A 14,562-nucleotide genomic window follows, 5' to 3' on the forward strand; every position below is an offset into this window, starting at 1 on the left:
CCGGATGGCCGGTCAGCTCAGGAGCGCGGTTTAAATTTTGCAGCGTCTAAAATTGACCATAAATGGATGATCCAGCCCAACAGAATAACCCATAAGGCTGCCGCCAAAACAAACATCACAACAGCCATAATGAGTCTGCCTTGAAGTAGTTGCCCCAATCCGGGGATGAATAAACTTGCGAGTGCCGCGAGTACATTTCCGCCTGATCCTTGTCCTGCCATTATTTTTATATTTTGTTGCCGTTTGTAATGAATACGAGAATAGAAGAATTTTGTTAGAGGTAAAAATAGGAATAATCCGATTTACGGTATGAGCAAGAGAAAAGAGTGTCCCGGTTGCGCAATGGAGGTTGATGCAGAAGAGGAGGTGTGCCCCATTTGCGGTTACGAATTTCCCAGGCAACCGGCCGGGGTAAAGGTTGCCGTATGGCTGTTAATTATTTTAATGCTCTTGTGGGTTTTTTTCTAAATGTGTTGGTGAAAGCTGATCTGTCACCCTGTTGCTCTCCAAGCCCGATTCAGATATGATGATAGGCAAGCTTCACTCAAATGCCTGAAACTCCTTCGGCAGATCGTGCTCAAGTTTCATTCCGGTAATCATAGTGCGGTATTCGTGTCTGAGAGCAGTTTTGGAGCGAAGTTCAGCAAAGCGGCGGCTTTTAATGTTGCTCGGTAACCCGAGGAGTTTTCGCAGCTCGGAGTCGTAATAGTTTATTTGGTTGTTTTGCCACAGCAGTTCACTGAATGAGAATTCAGGGTTAAATGTAAACTCTCCCGGTTCAAAACGTTCAGGTTCCGCTTTTGGGTTGATGTCGAGATTAAAGAAGTTCAACAATCGGGAAAGAACAATTTTAGAGGCTCTGAATTTTGACTCAACGGAGTAACCGGCAATATGGGGAGTGGCAATAAATGCTTTTTTAGCAATTCTGTCTCTGAAGTTTGGTTCATCTTCCCAAACATCCAATACATAGTTATGTATGACCTTTTGTTGATGTAGATCATGCAGTGCTGCTTCATCAATAACCCCGCCGCGGCTCGCATTTACAATTAGCTCAAACCCATGTTGCAACCACTCTCTGCCGCCAAGATGATTTGTGGGATTATTGCCGATCATAGTCAGCGGGGTATGAAAAGTGAGAATATCTGATGTGAGCAACTCATCAACGGAAACGCTTGAAAAATTTGGGTCGATCTTGGCTTTAGGCGGATCGTAGGCCAGATAAGTTATGCCAAGGTTTTTTAACAGTCGAATGACCGCTCCGCCAGTGTGGCCGCATCCAACAATCCCGACACTCTTTTTCATTAAATCTGTTGATGTTTTTTCAGCCCATCGGTAGAGCACTGTTAAGACATACTCGGCAACGGCGTTGGCGTTGCATCCCTCCGACTGTGAAAATTCAATCCCCAACCTTGTCAGGTGCTCCCGGTCAACATGATCTGTACCGGCTGTTGCGGTTCCGATAAATTGTAAATTACCGGCTTCAGGCAGTGTTGGTGGGTTGATGGGGGTGACGGTGCGAATCAGCAGGGCGTCATAACGGGTCACGTTGTCCGGAAGACCTTTTGCAGGATCGAAACGGGTAAGTTCAGCCTCTTTCGGGAGGAGCTCATCCAGGTACTTCAGATATTGATCAGCCAGAATTTGGACGGACATGGAATTGATTTAGATTCAGAAAGATGAACGATCAAATTATGTATATTGATGTAGTTTACAAATCGTTGAGAATAAAACAGTTTGAATAGAAATTATTGTAGTAATGCCCGAACAAAGCTATAACGTTGTCACGCTGATCCGCAAAAAAAGAGACGGTAAAACTCTTTCAGAAAGTGAAATTTCCTGGTTGATCCGCGCCTATACGGATGATAAAGTGCCGGATTATCAGATGAGTTCTTTTTTAATGGCTTGCTATCTTAACGGGCTAAACACCGAGGAGGCCGCCTATTTGACCCGCTCGATGCTGCACAGCGGAATTGTGGTTGATTTGAGTGATACCGAAGGGCTTAAAGTAGATAAACACTCTACAGGCGGAGTGGGTGATAAACTCTCGCTGATTCTAGCTCCTATTGTTGCTTCGTGCGGAGTTCCGGTTCCCATGATTTCGGGGCGAGGGCTTGGCCATACCGGGGGAACGCTCGACAAGCTGGAGTCGATTCCGGGTTTTACGGTCGATGTAGATCTGGAACGATATAAAGAGATTTTAAAAAAGCAGAATCTGGTACTGGTTGGGCAAACTGAGGAGATTGCCCCGGCCGATAAGCGCCTCTATGCGCTTCGGGATGTGACGGCCACCGTGGAGTCTATTCCGCTCATCGCCGGAAGTATTATGAGTAAAAAACTTGCCGAGGGAATAGACGCTTTGGTTCTGGACGTTAAGTTTGGCTCCGGTGCATTCATGAAAAAACATGAAGATGCTGCTGAGCTGGCAAAAACATTGGTTGGTATCGGTGAAGAGTTTGGGAAGCAGACAATCGCCTATTTAACCAATATGGAGCAACCGCTCGGGTATGCGGTAGGAAACTGGCTCGAAGTAAAAGAGTCGATCGAGTGCCTGAATGGGGAAGGACCGGAGGATGTGATGGAGATTACTCATCTTTTGGCCGGAACAATGATTTACCTCGGGAAGAGAGCCGATTCTGTTGAGGAGGGAATTAAGATGAGCCGAATAGCTGTAGAGGACGGTTCCGCTCTGAACAAGTGGATAGATATTGTTGAAGAGCAGGGTGGAGATATCAATGTTGTGAAGGATCCCGCAAGTTATCCGGAAGCAGATGTGATTGAGGATGTAAAATCTGAAAGGAGCGGATATGTGACGGAGATGGATGCTTTTGCGTTAGGGATGGTTTCGGTAGAACTTGGAGCCGGCAGAAAAGCAAAAGAGGATAATGTGGATCCCCGGGCCGGTTTTGTGTTGAAGAAAAAAATAGGTGATAAAATTGAAAAGGGTGAAACAATTGCCACCCTTCATACGAACAAGAAGGAAATGTTAGATACTGCTAAAAAAGGAATAGTTGAGGCGATAACAATTAGAGACATCGAGCCTAAACCTCTCCGCAGAATCACGCATCGGGTTGATATGGACGGAATTCATGATTATGATGGATAAAACGTTGTTCAACCCGGAAAAAAGAGTACATTTATATCAATCAACCGATTCCGGCTTAAACTAAAACCCAATACCATGTTTCAACGATTTATACGAGCCATCAAGTCAATGTTTGGCGGATTTGTAAGCTCAATGGAAGACCCAAAACTGATTCTTGAGCAAAATATTCGGGAACTGAATGATCAGATTCCTCAGATGAATGAAAATATTGCCACTGTTAAAGCCAATGCTGTGATGCTTCGTAAAGAGGTAGACCGGTATCAGAAGCAGATCAACGAAGTTACGGCTAAAATTAAATCTGCGATCAACGCAGATCGGGATGATCTTGCTGAAGGGTACGCGCTGCAGCTGGAAAAAGCGCGGGAGAATTTGGAGCATTCGCGGGAGCAACTCAAGTTTGCCGATCAGGCGTATGAAAAAGCAATTAAGGTGAAGAAGGCTTTTATGCGCGAGAAAGATCGCAAAATTAAAGAGGCGCGGGAAGCCCTTCGTGCCAGCGAACGTGCAGAATGGCAGGCAAAAGTGGCCGATGCACTGGAGTCATTCGAAGCGGGCGGACTTGACCACACCCACAACGAAATGGTTAACCGCCTTAATGAGGAGACTGCACGAAATGAGGCCCGGATGGAAATTGCCCTGGAAAGTGTGGATACCGAAACCATGGAGATTGAGGCTAATGCGGAGAAGCTTCGCGCTCAGGAACTGGTAAACCAGTTTAAACAGGAGATGGGGAAAGCCCCCAAGAGCGAGGAGAAGAAGATTGGTATTGAGGAATCAGAGCAGGAAGCGACTGACTCCGGAAAAACCGTTGGTCGCGACCGTACTAAATCGTAACTATTTGAATGTGGTAAACAACCATGGCTTCGGAAAGTGAACAGGAGCGGGAACGGCTCAAAGAGGAGTATAAAGAGCATTACCGAAAGATTCGGGATGCGAAGGAGAAGCTGCGAAGGTCGGGCTATGTGAAAAATGTGAATGAAGCTCTGCAGCAGATGAATGCAGATGAACTGTTGGCGTCGGTAGATCAGTTTCTTGGAAAGGTGCGTACAAAAATGGCAGGACTCGAAGCGCGTCTCGATGTGGCGATGGATCACTTGATGGATGATCAGCCGGATGAAGCTGAACTGGATGAGCAGATGAAAAAAGAGAAAGCCAAGGATACACTCAAACAGATCAAACTGGAGATGGGGCTGCTATACAGCGAAATTGAAGAGCAGGCGAATGGCCTTCATGTAGATAAAACCGTTGGCAGAAAAACAGAGTCGCACTCTGAGTAACCGAAAGACGAGGAGAATGAGTAAAGAATCGGACGAACATATTAATTTTACGAAAGAGGCATTTCTGCACCCTGCCAATCTGGTGTGTCTTCTGGCGGGTACCATATCGGCATTTGTTTTTAACGATATCGGGTTTGTTTCAAGCACGGTGCTTACGTTTACAATCGGGGCAGAACTATTCTATCTTGGCGTGGTTCCCAACCTTCCCTCCTACCGAAAGAATATCAGGCTGAAGAAGAAAAAAGAGCGGAATGAGGTGAACGGAGATAAGACCCTTTTTCACGGACTTGACCCACGCTCTCAAAAGCGATTTTTAGTGTTGAAGCACATCACCAATGAAGTACAGAAAAACTTTGAGACTCTGCCATACAGCTCTCAGGGCATGCTCGAGCATATCAAAAACAAGATGGATGATTTGCTCTCTACCTATCTGACCCTGCTGGAAATGAATCGAAGATTTCAGATCTATATGAACTCTGAAGCAGAGGATGAAATCCGAAAAAAGGTGCAGGAACAAGAAGGTGAGCTGGATCAGATCGATTCGGAGAAGCTTAAGAAAACCCGTGAGCGCCGTCTGGAGATCCTCAAAAAACGCCTGAAAAAGTTTGATGCCGCTAAAGAGAAGTTTTTAATCTGTGAAACACACCTCGAAACGATTGAGGATGCAATTCGCTATATTTACGAACAGTCGATGACGATGCCGAATGCAGAGGATGTTGGCCTGCAGCTCGATCACCTGGTCACCGAAATGGAGGAGACCACACAGATCATCGAAGAGCTGGATCAGGATCTGTTACCCGGATTCGAAAATATCGATCACGAACTGGAACTTGCAGAGCTTAGAAAAGAGGCGGAAGCACTTCATAAAGAGACAGAACAAAAAGTAAAGACCAAAACATGAAAGACTATACATTTGACACGCTGTTGCTCGAAACGGATGAAAACGGAATTGCGGTATTGACGATCAATCGCCCGGATAAACTGAATGCCTTGAACAATACAGTTCTGGATGAGCTGGAAGAGGCAATTGAAAACATAGAAAAGGATGATGATATTCGGGCAGTTATCGTGACCGGCGCCGGAGAGAAGGCGTTTGTAGCCGGTGCGGATATCAAAGAGCTCAACACGCTGAATAAAAAACAGGGTGAAAAGCAGTCAGAAAGAGGCCAAAAAGTGTTTTTTAAGATAGAGAACTGCTCCAAGCCGATGATTGCCGTGGTAAACGGCTATGCGTTGGGTGGCGGTTCTGAACTGGCGATGGCCTGCCATATTCGTATTGCTGAGGAGAACGCTGTTTTTGGTCTGCCGGAAGTTGGCCTCGGGTTAATTCCCGGATATGGAGGCACACAGCGGCTACCGCAGCTGGTCGGGAAATCAAAAGCGATGGAGATGATTTTGACAGGCGGACAGATGAAGGCTGAGGAGGCATATCAAACCGGGCTGGCCGGGCATATTGCAGAGCCGGGTAAGGGTGTTGGAAAGGCGAAGGAACTTGCCGTTAAAATGCTCAAAAACGGACCGGTTGCACTCGCCAAAGCGATTAAAGCGGTAAATGCAGGTTATCGGGTGAAAGGCTTTGCCGATGAGGCGGAACAGTTTGGAGAACTCTGCGAGACGGAAGATTTCAAAGAGGGTACCTCTGCATTTCTTGAGAAACGGAAACCAAATTTCCGGGGGCGTTAAGGTTTTTAGAGAATGCCTGAATTTATCATAATTACCATCACAATTCTCTTCAGCGGATTTTTTTCCGGGTCTGAAATGGCGTTTGTATCGGCCAACAGACTTAAGCTCGAAATAGAGTCGCGCAAGAATACGCTCACGGGGAGATCTCTAGCTTTTTTCAGTGAAAAACCGGAGACCTTTCTTACCACAACGCTGGTTGGAAATAACATCGTAAACGTGCTATATGCAACGCTGATGGCGATCTTTCTGGTGGAGCCGATTAACCGTATCTATGAAGGATATTTTGGGGTTGAACCTTCCATTGGGATGGTGCTTTTTATTCAGACCCTGATCGCTTCGATTATCATTCTGTTGATCGGGGAAATTCTATTCAAGGCGATATTTAGAATTCAGGCAGATTTTATGGTAAAAGTGATTGCCGTACCGCTACGGCTCATCAATTACCTATTGCGGCCACTGATTGCGATTTCCAATTCGAGCTCAAGTATATTGGTTAAATGGCTGAAGGTAGGCAACGAGCGCAGTGATAAGGTCTTTCGCCGGCAGGATGTGGAGATGATTTTTAAAGAACTGCGAGACAGCGGAGGAAGTGAAGATATCGACCAGGATGATTCTGAGATTCTTCATAACGTGCTTGAACTCTCCAATAAACGGGTACGTGATACCATGGTTCCCCGAACGGAGATTATTGCAATCGACAAAAATGCATCGATAGAAGAACTGAAAAATCTGTTTATCACCTCCGGGTTTTCCAAAATCCCGGTCTATCAGGATACGATTGATGACATTATTGGAGTTGTCTTTGCGTATGATCTTTTCAGCAATCCGGAGCAGATCAGTGACATTCTACGTCCCGTAAAATTGATTCCATCCAGCAAGAAATCGAAAGATTTGCTTCAGGAGTTTCGTCAAACCAATATTTCCGTTGCCATAGTCATTGATGAGTATGGCGGAACAGCAGGGATGGTTACCATAGAAGACCTGATTGAAGAGGTTGTTGGGGATATCCAGGATGAGTATGATAAAACCGACGAGGTGATCAAAAAAATATCTGATAATACCTATGTGATCTCCGGAAATGTAGAACTTGACGAACTGGAAGAGGCCTATTCTGAAATTCAGCTGCAAGACTCTGAGGATGAGTTTGAAACCGTTGCCGGCTATATAATAAGTCATATTGGCCGCATCCCAAAAGTGAATGAGGAGATTCAGATCCAGGGGAACACATTTATCATCAGTAAGGCAACACCGAGCCGAATAGAAACGGTGAAACTAATTCTGGGCACTTCCGAATAGTATTCTGCCAATTCCGGTGTGAACATAACCCGACAACTATGCTATCTCAATATCCAGACTGGGCTCAATTTCTCGCAAAAAAATATTTAAGCCGAACGCTCAATCAATTTATTCTGCACGGAAACGTGCACGACCTGGTGTCCGTCGGGCAAGAGAGTGATCGGCGATTTTTGCGGTTGAAAACCTTTCTGTCTGAGGAGTTTTTCGGTGCACGCGACATCGTCATTTTTTACGATCGTTCCTCCGGAATCTATTTCAGGGATCAGGAGTCGCAAAAGGATTTTAACCGTGCAATTGCCGGCCGGGATTCATTAACAGGTACAGATTATTCCAAAAAATTACCGAAAGATCCTGTAGGAGCTTTTTCAGTACTTGAGCAGTATTTTCGTATCCGTCTGGATCAGAAGAAAAGTATTGCCCTGATCGTGGATTATGCTGAAACGATTACCCCGGCAAATGAGGCGGGAAGCACCGGAACAGAAGATCGGAATGCATTGGTCTACCTGATGAAGTGGGCGCACGACCCGCTATTTCTGGCGTCCGATTTTACCACAGTACTTCTGACAGAAAATTTGTCTGACCTGAACCGCTCTCTGGTCCAGAACCCTTATACATCAAGCTTAAAAATTTCTCTTCCTTTTGAAGAGGATCGGCTGACCTATCTGGAGCAATTTTCCAGAGAACACAATTTTGAAGAGATTTCGGTGGTTCCCATTCATGTAGCGGCTCAAATGACTGCAGGCCTTGGGTTCTTGAAACTGAAGGCCATCCTTTCTAATGCTGTTGAGAACAGCGAAACGATTACCTACTCATCCCTGACGAAGATTAAAAAAGAGCTGATTGAATCTGAAGCGTACGGGTTGATTGAATTTATTCCATCAAACAGTTCACTGGATGCAGTTGCCGGCCATACGAATGTGAAGAGACATTTGAGATCTGCAGTTCAGGCTCTGAAGAATGGTCGCCGTGATGTGCTGCCCATGGGGTATTTGGTGTGCGGGCCGGTGGGTACAGGAAAAACCTTTCTGGTCACATCCTTTGCCGGAGAGGTGGGTGTACCAATGGTGAAGCTGAAAAATTTCAGAAGTCAGTGGCAGGGAGTGACTGAGGGAAATCTCGAAAAAATCCTGTCGCTATTGAAGGCGATGTCTCCTGTTGCAGTGATGATTGATGAGGCTGATGCCTATCTCGGCGACCGATCCGCATCGGGCGACAGCGGTGTGTCGAGCCGGGTGTTTTCCCAGATTGCTACGGCTATGAGCGATACATCCAATCGCGGGAGAATTATCTGGTTTTTGATGACGGCGCGACCGGATTTGATGCCCATTGATTTGAAGCGACAAGGGCGGGCGGAAGAGCATATTTCACTTTTCCCGCCCGATACGGAGGAGGAAAGAACAGAGCTGTTTGAGGTAATGAAAAAGAAGACTGGATTGAATCTGCAGGAGGATTATATTCCAAAAGTGATCAAAAAAGGTCAAAATGTTTACTCCGGCGCCGATATGGAAGCGGCCCTCACCAGGGCGAAATTTCGCGCGGCATCAGAAAATGCCGAATCCGTTTCGGCAGAGCTTATCGATGAGGTATTTGAGGATTTTATCCCTCCAACCTACCCCGAGGAAGTTGAGCTGCAAACATTGGTTGCGGTAATTGAGTGCACATCGAAGTCGCTTCTGCCCGAACGTTTCCGTAAAATGGACAGAGAAAAAATATTGAACCGAATCGAAGAGTTAAAGCTGAGGATACGATAGCAGATGCCTGAAGAGTCATTGGATGAGATCAGAAGAAAGATTGACCGGATCGACGAAACGATTGTAAAATCGCTGGGTGAACGGCAACGGATTGTTAAAAAAGTACTGGCTGATAAACTCAGTTCGGCCACAAATGTGAGGGATCCCGAACGAGAGGAGAAACTGATTGAAAAGCTAAAAAGTATTGCCGCCGATGAGGGAGTGGACCCATACTTTCTGGAGCAGATGTATCGGGAGATTATTCAGTATTCGGTTCGCTATCAGACGCACGCGCTGGTAGATCAACAAAACGAGAAAGCGGCGGACCGCCAGATCAAAGTGGCGTATCAGGGAACTGACGGTGCATACAGCCATCAGGCTGCCATGCGTCATTTCGAGCCGCGATATGATTCCGTTGTGTGTATCGGGTATAAGCGTTTTGCAGAGGCTGCGGAAGCTGTGGAGCTGGGAGATGCTGATGTTGCCTTCCTGCCGATTGAGAATACAACTGCCGGATCGATTAATGATACCTACGATCTGCTTGCCGAGAAAGAGCTTTATATTATTGGTGAAGAGGTACTGCAGGTCAATCACTGCCTGATGGCTCCTGAACAAGTGGAGGTTTCAAATATTCGAAGGATTTTATCACACCCTCAGGCCATTGCACAGTGTAATAAATTTCTGGCCGGTTTAGAGCGCTGCCATGTAGAATCCTACTTTGATACCGCAATGGCTGCACGAAAAGTGCGGGATGATGCCGATCTATCACAGGCTGCAATTGCCGGCGCTTTTGCCGCAGAGATTTACGGATTGAAAATAATAGAGCGGGACATTGCCAATCAAAAAGGAAATTATACTCGTTTTGTCGTGGTTTCCGGCAAACCGATCTCCTGCGACCCTCAGCTCGACTGTAAAACCTCTCTCATTTTTGCCACAGTTGATGAAAAAGGGGCCCTGCTGAAATGCCTGAACATTGTAGGGGATTCCGGAATAAACATGACCAAGCTGGAGTCGAGACCGCGGCTGGGGCACCCCTGGCAGTCTCTGTTTTATCTCGATCTGTCCGGAAACCGGAACGATCCTCAGCTATCTGATGCATTAGACAAACTGAAACGAAAGACTCAGTTCATGAAAGTTCTTGGAAGCTATCCGGTTCGAAAAGGTAACTGGTAGAAAACAATTCGTTTAGTTCTTGATTGCTTCGGTTCTATTTGGTAAAGTTCTGAACATTGAATCGGACCTCTTATGAAATTTACCCCGCTACGAATAACGCTGATCTACTTTGCATTTGCTGTTGTATGGATTACAACAACAGATGCATTTATTGAGTGGCTTGTTGAGGATCCGTTACTGCTCACCACGTTTCAGACGATTAAAGGTCTCTTCTACATTACATTGACGGCCATCGGGCTCTTTTTTATGATGAAGAGTTATGAACGGTATATATCGAAAAATGAACTGGAGTTGAGGCAAAAAGAGAAGAGCCTGAATCTCGCCCTCGATTCAGCAAAAATGGCTACTTGGGAGTATTCAGAAGCGAATGACAGTTATGAGGTTTCATCGAACCACAACCAGATGTTTGGCTACAGGTTGGGTTCGAAGATTACATTGGGTGATATCTACAAAAGAATTCATCCGGATGATATTGACGTATTTAAAGAGGAAGCGGACAAGCTTTTAGAGGGTGAGGAGGAGTTTGATGTCAAGTACAGAGTGGTGCTTCCTGACGATAAGGTGAGGTGGTTGTGGACGAGGGGCGAGGTCACCAAGGCCGACAAAGGAGCGAAGAAGGTGAATGGTGTAACCATTGACATCACCGAGAACAAAGAGCTCGAACAGGAACTGGATGTAGAAAAAGAGAGACTCGAGAAACTGTTTGAACGAATTCCGGTTCTCATAAACATCTATGACGATGAACAAAACCTGATCTCAATCAACAAATACCACAGGGATGTGCTCGGGTGGACAGAGAGTGATTTTGAAGATCAGTCTATGCTGGAATTGTGCTACCCGGACCCAGAATACCGGCAGGAAGTGATTGACGATATCGTCAATATGGATAAGGGCTGGAAAGAGTATAAGGTAACAACTAAAGAGGGCGATATTCGCCATCAGATGTGGACCAATGTGACACTTAGTGATAATACATTTGTAGGCATTGGATATGACATTACCGACCAGAAAGAGCTTGAGGGACAGATCAAAAAGGAGAGAGAGGAACTTCAGGTGATTTTTGACAACATGCCTGTTTTTATCAATCTGCACGACCGAAATGCAGATATAGGCACGGTAAATAAGTTTTTTGCTGAGCGTTTTGGATATTCAGACCAAAATGTTTCAGGGGAAAGTATTTTGAGGCTTATTACACAGGAGAAAGATTTTGAACTTGCCAAAAAGCAGATCCAGAAATCTGACGGAAGCTGGGTTGATTTTGATTTGGTGACACGGGATGGGGATATCGTGCCAACCACCTGGATTAATGTGACGATTAGTGAAAACAAATCTATAGGAATTGGATTTGATATTACTGAACGGAAACGAATGGAGGAGGAGCTGCGTCAGAATGAGGACCGGCTGCAGTTAACCACAACAAGTGCCGGTATAGGTCTGTGGGAGTGGCACCCTCAAACCGGTGTAACAAAGTTTGATGAAATCTGGGCGAACCTGGTGGGATACTCTCTCGAGGAACTGGAACCGGTGAGTATTGAGACCTGGAATGAGTTGCTTCATCCGGATGATCATGAAATTTTTGAACGAGCGGTTGAGGATTATTTTAAAGGGGATACGCCTATTTATGAGTGTGAAATCAGAATGCGCCACAAGGATGGACACTGGGTTTGGATTTTGGATCGTGGCCGTACTGTGGAGTGGGATGAAGAGGGCAATCCAAAACGGTTGGTAGGAACCCATATCGATATTACGGAGAGGGTAAAGTATGAGAAGGAGAATCAGTTACTTGCAAATGTATTTCGTAAATCCAATACAGCGCTTGCCGTTTGTGGAAATCAGTCTAATATGATAAAACGAGTTAACCATGCCTTTTGCGACCTGTTTGGATTTCGTGAGTCGGAACTGGTAGGGTACTCTGTGAAAAATCTATACCAGGAGTCGGGTTCTGATAATTTTCAAGCTTACCTGAATGATCTGGAAGAGAACGGCTCTGTTTCTTTTGAAACCTCACTGAAGCGTAAGGATGGATCCGTATTTCACGGATTGATCAATATGTCGCTTGTTCGAGACAAAGGGCTTTCTGAACCATATCGTGTAACCACGGTTCAGGATATCTCTGAGCTGAAGAGAATTCAGAATCAACTGGCAGGCGAGCGCCAGCGGTTTGAGGTTGCAGCCAACAATGTTTCGGATGTGGTGTGGGAGTGGAATGCTCAAAATGATGAAGTTTGGTGGGGTGAAGGGTTGGAGGCTGTGATGGGATACAGCAGAGAAGAGTTTGAGAATAGCGACCGCTTTTGGGAGTCCCATATTCATGAAGAGGATCGAAAACGGACGGTCGAAAGTTTAAGAAATGCTGTCAAGGAAAAACGAAATGAGTGGGAAGCTGAATACCGTTTCTATGCCGCCGACGGACGGGTCCGTTCAGTTACAGACTCGGCAGTGCTTTTACATGATGAAAATGGTGAAGTGCTACGGATTATCGGTGCGATGGTAGATGTCACACTGGTTCAGGAGTACCAGGAGGTGCTGAAAGCAGAGCGAAACCGCTTTGAGCTGATTGCCAGGTCTTCGAATGATGTGTTATACGATCATAATTTTGAAACCGGAGAGGTGTGGTGGAGTGAAGGGTGGGTCCTGCGCTTTGGACATGATAAGGAGAGTGTTGAAGGTTCCATCAATTGGTGGAGGTCGATTATTCATCCTGATGACGCGGAGTTTATCAGGCAAAGTGCAAATGAAGCTCTTGAGTCAGGCGATGAATTTTGGGTAGGCAATTATCGGGTTCTGGATGGAAACGGGGAGTACCGTATCGTATCCGATAAAGGATATTTCATCCGCAGCGATGACAACAAGACCGTGCATCTGGTTGGTACAATTTCGGATATTACGGCCGATGAAGTGGCAAAGAGAGAGCTGGAAAAATCGGAGGAGCAGTATCGGCTACTGTTTGAAAACAGTCCGCTGCCCATGTGGATTTATGACCCGGAGTCGCTCTTTATCGTCAGTGTGAACCAGGCTGCAATCCGAAAGTATGGATTTAGCAGAGAGGAGTTTAAGAACCTGAAGCTTTATGAACTTCACCGCGAAGAGGAGTTGGAGGAGATAAAAACGGAGATTCAGAAAAGTATTCAAAAGAAAAGTACCGGTTTTGATACCTGGGTTCAGGTTACAAAATCGGGTGAAGAGCTGGTTGTGGATCTTTCGGGCTCAGAGATATTTTATGAGGACAAAATTCATCGGTTGGTGATTGCAAATGACATCACCGAAAAGAAAAAAGCAGAGGTTCAGCTTAAGCAGTCTGAAGAGCAGTATCGTCTCCTGTTTGAGCAGAATCCTATTCCGATGTGGATTTACGATCCGGATTCATACCGGTTTACAGAGGTAAATCAGGCAGCGATAGAAAAGTATGGCTATTCGCAAGAAGAGTTTCATGAACTCACAATTCTGGATATTCACCCCGGAGAGGATAAAAAGAATGTGAAAACTGAAGTAGACCAGAATCGGGGCCGGGGTCCGTCCTTTTTTAAGGAGTGGACGCATTTCATCAAAAATGGAGATAAGCTAAAGGTGATGGTGTCAGCCTCAGATATTTATTATCAGGGTAAAGATCAGCGCCTGGTAATTGTAAACGATATTACAGAGCAGCGAAAAGCTGAAGAGCGTGCAATCAGTGCAATTATTGAGGGTGAAGAGCGGGAGCGCCAGCGGGTAGCCAAAGAGCTGCACGATGGACTTGGCCAATATCTTTCTGCAGCCAATATGAACCTGAAATCGGTTTACGAAGATGCAGAGGGACTCTCAAAAAAGTTGTCGGATACATTTGAGAATGGTTTACAGCTTTTGAATTATGCAATATCTGAAACCAGAAATATCTCCCAGAACCTGCTGCCTAAAGCGATTCAGGATTACGGGCTTGAACTTGCGATAGAGTCACTGGTTAATCAGCTAAAAAAATCAACCGGTATTACGTTCTATCTGTACAGTAATCTAGACGGATTGGAACTGCCGGAAAATTTACAAATAAACCTTTACCGAATTACTCAGGAAGCACTCAGTAATGCTATACGGCATGGAACCCCAAAGACCATAAACGTTCAGCTGATCTACTCGATGGATGAGATTTTACTTACAATTGAAGATGATGGAATCGGCTTTAATGTGAAAGATAAGGAGGGTAAAGGGCTTGGTTTAAGAAGTATGAAAACCAGAGTTGGTGCTATGTCTGCAAATTTAGATATTATCAGTACTTTAGGGAGAGGAACAATTATATCTGTTGTCGTACCAATTAACCCAGATTAAC

The 14,562-nt window shown here is 45.5% G+C and carries 12 protein-coding genes; 10 read left to right on the forward strand and 2 right to left on the reverse strand.

What is annotated here, in order from left to right; all coding sequences use genetic code 11:
* Nucleotides 1–17: 17 nt before the first annotated feature.
* Entirely contained in the window at nucleotides 18–221 is a 204-nt protein-coding gene (locus BG260_RS02830; protein ID WP_069130435.1) for a hypothetical protein, read from the reverse strand.
* Nucleotides 222–309: 88 nt separating this feature from the next.
* Between BG260_RS02830 and BG260_RS14125 the strand changes: the two genes are divergently transcribed.
* Nucleotides 310–468 (forward strand): hypothetical protein, encoded by a 159-nt coding sequence (locus BG260_RS14125; RefSeq protein ID WP_176719417.1) that lies wholly within the window; start codon nucleotides 310–312, stop codon nucleotides 466–468.
* A 72-nt stretch (nucleotides 469–540) separates the two neighbouring features.
* Here the strand turns inward: BG260_RS14125 and BG260_RS02835 are convergent, their stop codons facing one another.
* Nucleotides 541–1,653, reverse strand: a complete 1,113-nt coding sequence (locus tag BG260_RS02835; protein WP_069130436.1) for a 4-phosphoerythronate dehydrogenase — start codon at nucleotides 1,651–1,653, stop codon at nucleotides 541–543.
* Between the two features lie 103 nt (nucleotides 1,654–1,756).
* Here BG260_RS02835 and BG260_RS02840 point away from each other — a divergent pair, with 103 nt between their 5' ends.
* The 9 genes from BG260_RS02840 to BG260_RS02880 all read left to right on the forward strand — a co-directional run bounded on the left by BG260_RS02840 (nucleotide 1,757) and on the right by BG260_RS02880 (nucleotide 14,561).
* Nucleotides 1,757–3,103, forward strand: a complete 1,347-nt coding sequence (locus BG260_RS02840) for a thymidine phosphorylase (protein WP_069130437.1) — start codon at nucleotides 1,757–1,759, stop codon at nucleotides 3,101–3,103.
* A 75-nt stretch (nucleotides 3,104–3,178) separates the two neighbouring features.
* A complete protein-coding gene (locus BG260_RS02845; protein WP_069130438.1) occupies nucleotides 3,179–3,937 on the forward strand; it encodes a PspA/IM30 family protein in 759 nt (252 codons plus the stop codon).
* 23 nt (nucleotides 3,938–3,960) lie between these two features.
* The gene (locus BG260_RS02850) at nucleotides 3,961–4,380 is read left to right on the forward strand and encodes a hypothetical protein (RefSeq protein ID WP_069130439.1); all 420 of its coding nucleotides are present in this window, start codon (nucleotides 3,961–3,963) and stop codon (nucleotides 4,378–4,380) included.
* 16 nt (nucleotides 4,381–4,396) lie between these two features.
* Nucleotides 4,397–5,281 (forward strand): hypothetical protein, encoded by an 885-nt coding sequence (locus BG260_RS02855; RefSeq protein ID WP_083750063.1) that lies wholly within the window; start codon nucleotides 4,397–4,399, stop codon nucleotides 5,279–5,281.
* Nucleotides 5,278–6,063: an enoyl-CoA hydratase/isomerase family protein gene (locus BG260_RS02860; protein WP_069130440.1), complete on the forward strand. Its 786-nt coding sequence runs from the start codon at nucleotides 5,278–5,280 to the stop codon at nucleotides 6,061–6,063. The genes BG260_RS02855 and BG260_RS02860 overlap by 4 nt, the downstream gene beginning before the upstream one ends.
* A gap of 12 nt (nucleotides 6,064–6,075) precedes the next feature.
* Complete coding sequence (locus BG260_RS02865; protein ID WP_069130441.1) at nucleotides 6,076–7,359, forward strand: hemolysin family protein; 1,284 nt, start codon at nucleotides 6,076–6,078, stop codon at nucleotides 7,357–7,359.
* A gap of 38 nt (nucleotides 7,360–7,397) precedes the next feature.
* The gene (locus BG260_RS02870) at nucleotides 7,398–9,110 is read left to right on the forward strand and encodes an AAA family ATPase (protein WP_069130442.1); all 1,713 of its coding nucleotides are present in this window, start codon (nucleotides 7,398–7,400) and stop codon (nucleotides 9,108–9,110) included.
* Between the two features lie 3 nt (nucleotides 9,111–9,113).
* Nucleotides 9,114–10,262 (forward strand): prephenate dehydratase, encoded by a 1,149-nt coding sequence (gene pheA, locus BG260_RS02875; RefSeq protein ID WP_069130443.1) that lies wholly within the window; start codon nucleotides 9,114–9,116, stop codon nucleotides 10,260–10,262.
* Between the two features lie 72 nt (nucleotides 10,263–10,334).
* Nucleotides 10,335–14,561, forward strand: coding sequence for a PAS domain S-box protein (locus BG260_RS02880; RefSeq protein ID WP_069130444.1), 4,227 nt, complete (start codon nucleotides 10,335–10,337; stop codon nucleotides 14,559–14,561).
* Nucleotide 14,562 lies beyond the last annotated feature (1 nt).

This window comes from Rhodohalobacter halophilus, from assembly GCF_001715195.1.
GTDB lineage: Bacteria > Bacteroidota > Rhodothermia > Balneolales > Balneolaceae > Rhodohalobacter > Rhodohalobacter halophilus.

Coding starts and splice junctions, on each gene's coding strand:
- BG260_RS02830 (WP_069130435.1), bottom strand. CDS start 221: ATGGCAGGACAAGGATCAGGCGGAAATGTACTCGCGGCACTCGCAAGT.
- BG260_RS14125 (WP_176719417.1), top strand. CDS start 310: ATGAGCAAGAGAAAAGAGTGTCCCGGTTGCGCAATGGAGGTTGATGCA.
- BG260_RS02835 (WP_069130436.1), bottom strand. CDS start 1,653: ATGTCCGTCCAAATTCTGGCTGATCAATATCTGAAGTACCTGGATGAG.
- BG260_RS02840 (WP_069130437.1), top strand. CDS start 1,757: ATGCCCGAACAAAGCTATAACGTTGTCACGCTGATCCGCAAAAAAAGA.
- BG260_RS02845 (WP_069130438.1), top strand. CDS start 3,179: ATGTTTCAACGATTTATACGAGCCATCAAGTCAATGTTTGGCGGATTT.
- BG260_RS02850 (WP_069130439.1), top strand. CDS start 3,961: ATGGCTTCGGAAAGTGAACAGGAGCGGGAACGGCTCAAAGAGGAGTAT.
- BG260_RS02855 (WP_083750063.1), top strand. CDS start 4,397: ATGAGTAAAGAATCGGACGAACATATTAATTTTACGAAAGAGGCATTT.
- BG260_RS02860 (WP_069130440.1), top strand. CDS start 5,278: ATGAAAGACTATACATTTGACACGCTGTTGCTCGAAACGGATGAAAAC.
- BG260_RS02865 (WP_069130441.1), top strand. CDS start 6,076: ATGCCTGAATTTATCATAATTACCATCACAATTCTCTTCAGCGGATTT.
- BG260_RS02870 (WP_069130442.1), top strand. CDS start 7,398: ATGCTATCTCAATATCCAGACTGGGCTCAATTTCTCGCAAAAAAATAT.
- pheA (WP_069130443.1), top strand. CDS start 9,114: ATGCCTGAAGAGTCATTGGATGAGATCAGAAGAAAGATTGACCGGATC.
- BG260_RS02880 (WP_069130444.1), top strand. CDS start 10,335: ATGAAATTTACCCCGCTACGAATAACGCTGATCTACTTTGCATTTGCT.